Here is a 576-nt window from a genome sequence, read left to right as displayed (position 1 = left end):
TCAGAGACGGAAAGTCAGAAGGAGAAAAGCGGTTCAGTCATCATCAAGTGGAGCCGTTAGATAGCGAGTTGACTTCAGAGGATGCGGCAACCTTGAAACGGCTGCACATCAACATGGCGCTGGATACGAACGATCGGGAGTGGCTGAAATCACTAGTTGAGGCGGAGGAGAGTAAATGAAAAAGCGGCTAGTCAAGAAATTAGCAAAGCAAGCAATCGAAGTATATGAAAAGTCGGATGACGTAAACAAACCGATTAAACCGGAAAGATTGCGACGGGCTCTTGCTACGCATCTTATAAAACGGGCTGGAAAAAAGGACAAGATAGTAGAGGGTTTTTGGAAAGAATTTGATAGAAAGTTCGAGAAGAAGAAATGAGTGGAGGGAAAAAAGCGAACAAAGATAACAATATGCAAAATTCATATTCACGACCACAAATCAGTCAAGAAGTCATCAAGGGATTCACTGCCATTGTAGACGCTCAGGATGAAAAAGGTTTTGCGAAGTACGGCCGGAGCATTGACGATGCAAACGATGCGGATTACGACTGGAAGCTGATGGCTCTGGAAGAGTGCGCA

At 44.8% G+C, this 576-nt stretch carries 2 protein-coding genes; both read left to right on the top strand.

The genetic code is table 11. The features are described from left to right. Positions 1-175: 175 nt before the first annotated feature. On the top strand, positions 176-376 hold the full coding sequence (locus tag BBA02S_RS19995; protein ID WP_041113221.1) for a hypothetical protein: 201 nt from the start codon (positions 176-178) through the stop codon (positions 374-376). Then, positions 373-576, top strand: a 204-nt coding sequence (locus BBA02S_RS19990) for a hypothetical protein (RefSeq protein WP_061786774.1), incomplete at its 3' end; no start/stop codon positions are given. The genes BBA02S_RS19995 and BBA02S_RS19990, both read left to right, overlap by 4 nt.

It is taken from the genome of Bacillus badius NBRC 15713 (assembly GCF_001591605.1).
GTDB classification, from domain to species: Bacteria; Bacillota; Bacilli; order Bacillales; family Domibacillaceae; genus Pseudobacillus; species Pseudobacillus badius.
The sequence above is the reverse complement of the archived record's forward strand: the minus strand, read 5'-3'. Positions and strand labels throughout refer to the sequence as shown.